This window comes from Aeromonas media, assembly GCF_000819985.1.
In the GTDB taxonomy this organism is placed as follows: domain Bacteria; phylum Pseudomonadota; class Gammaproteobacteria; order Enterobacterales; family Aeromonadaceae; genus Aeromonas; species Aeromonas media.
Genome location: NZ_CDBZ01000160.1, coordinates 1 through 1,962, shown reverse-complemented (window position 1 = coordinate 1,962; position 1,962 = coordinate 1). Strand labels below are relative to the sequence as shown.

The 1,962-nt window shown below is 50.9% G+C and carries 1 protein-coding gene and 1 pseudogene; both read left to right on the top strand.

Annotated features, from left to right (window positions below; genetic code table 11):
* Positions 1-700: 700 nt before the first annotated feature.
* Positions 701-916, top strand: a pseudogene (locus BN1127_RS22830) (DUF4172 domain-containing protein); the annotation flags it as partial.
* Positions 917-982: 66 nt separating this feature from the next.
* Entirely contained in the window at positions 983-1,810 is an 828-nt protein-coding gene (locus BN1127_RS13985; RefSeq protein WP_231557492.1) for a Fic family protein, read from the top strand.
* Positions 1,811-1,962 lie beyond the last annotated feature (152 nt).

The following is a 1,962-nucleotide window of genomic DNA, read 5'->3' as shown; positions in this document are numbered from 1 at the left end:
TTCACCCAGATAAAACTAAATTTCCCTATAATTATTCACAGTGATGGCATAGCGAGTACCATCAGGCATATGAATGAGCAGACCTAAGGGCATCTGCGTGTGCGTGGCTTCATGCAGCGCAAGCTGCAAGCTCCCAAAAAGCATTCGAAACGAAAACGAGCTCCCGCCTTGTCTATCTACTGGTTGCTATAGCGCCACACAGCAGCAATAAATCCAGTTTTTCGTCAGCTCCTGTCTGAGATTTTCAGCCTGTATCCCCATCCTCATTACCAGCTCTGCTGGTCTGCTGCATGTGTTATATTCGGCTCAAACATTGAGCCGAATGATGGGCTGGGTCGGCTCATTCTTGAGACCCTAGCATGTTGGATGAGGAAATAATGGAACCATTTTGGATTTGGCAACAAGTGCGTATTCCGGTGAAGTTGAACAGTGATTCCGGAATCTGTGAACACCATTTCCGGAAAGTATGCGGACAGGGATTCTTCGAGCAGAAGCTGAGCTTTGAGGGGAGGCATCTTTTCGACTCACCGAACAAGCCAGCAGCCAAGCGCAGCGCGGCAATTGTGGATCCAAGACGTTGGAACAGGACGGTTCATCTGGCATCAGAGTACGTGCACTGAGGTGTCCGGAATCGGTGTACACGCAAGCCGGAATCAGCGTTCATTTTAAACCGGAATAGGTGTTCATTTTCGACCGGAATATGCAACAAGCAGATTGGCCCCATTTTCGTTGGCGGGATAGCGAGATATTGCCCAGATTACGGCAGGTTCAACGCAGACAGGGAATTCTAATCGGTAGTCATTCCAGGTTGGGGAACCCCGACCAAACGTTGGACACGTTATTGGCTAACATCATCGCCTCGTCCGCTATCGAAGGCGAACGTCTCAATGCCCAATCCGTGCGATCTTCCCTGGCTAGGCGGTTAGGGAGCTCACAAACTCAGTCCTATCCAGTATCAGAGCGCTCAGAGGGGCTCGCGGCCATGATGCTGGATGCCATCGACAACCATGAACAACCACTGACAATTGAACGACTTTACCAATGGCATCGTTGGCTGTTCCCTGTCAACGAATGGTCGGTACAGCCAATGAACGTAGAGCAGTTGCGAGGAGATGAGCCGATGCTGGTTGTCTCTGGGCGTGTTGATCGCCCTACCGTGCATTTTGAGGCTCCACCCAGAGCCGCTCTGGACGACCAACTGGCCGAGTTGATCCTCTGGTTTAACCAGACTCGGCATGATCCCACGATAGATCCCCTTCTTCGTGCGGCGATTTGCCATCTCTGGTTTCTGACCCTGCACCCCGTTGATGATGGCAATGGGCGGTTAGCGCGGGCACTGACCGATCTCGCGCTGTCACAGGCTGACAGCCACAGCATGCGGCTGTATGCCATGCCAGTTGCTATTCTAGAACGGCGGGGTGACTACTATCGAGCGCTTGAGTCAGCGCAGAGGGGCCCGCTAGATATTACCTCCTGGATCTGTTGGTTCCTCGACACACTGGATTACTCCATAGAGTTGGCATTACAAAGTATCGCTCGTAGCCTTGCCAAGGCTCATTTCTGGCTGCGACACAATCATGACTGTCTGAGTCCAGAGCAAATCAGGGTTGTTAACCGTTTATTGGATGGCGGCGAACAGGGTTTTGAAAATGGCATCAGTGCCAGTCAATATCAAAAAGTCGCCGGAGTCAGTAAGCCCACGGCCACACGCCATCTGGCTGCATTGGTGGAAAAGGGATGTATTGAGAAATTACCTGGTGGCGGACGCAATACACGCTATCAGATCCGCTTGCACACCGAGGAAGTTTGAAAAAGTATCATCATGGGAGCGTTAATTTCGTTTGGTAGATGAGATCTGCGATTAACGTACCGATGACGATCTTTAGTTAAATATTGACACCATGATGAGTGCCGTCAGGCATATGAACAAATAAACTCAACCGACAGTCATGGCTCTCAACT